General features: G+C 48.2%; 1 protein-coding gene. It reads left to right on the top strand.

Features of this window, described 5'->3' with window-relative positions:
* Nucleotides 1–222 (top strand): ATP-binding protein (locus RRF55_RS28760; protein ID WP_439419411.1); only part of this gene is annotated, 222 nt, incomplete at both ends.

Consider the following 222-nt stretch of genomic DNA (forward strand, 5'->3'; position numbering starts at 1 on the left):
ACTCGATTGACGCAGGTGCGACAGAGCTGATTATTCGGGTAGAGCAAGGCGGCAGTACTTTAATTGAAATCATGGACAATGGTCGAGGGATTCACGCTGAAGATCTCACTTTGGCGGTGATGCGACATGCGACCAGTAAAATCCAAACCGCTGAAGATTTACATGCAATTGTCAGTTTAGGCTTTCGTGGAGAGGCTTTGGCTTCTATTGCAGCGGTTTCGC

It is taken from the genome of Klebsiella sp. K47, from assembly GCF_051858335.1.
Lineage (GTDB): Bacteria > Pseudomonadota > Gammaproteobacteria > Enterobacterales > Enterobacteriaceae > Klebsiella > Klebsiella pneumoniae.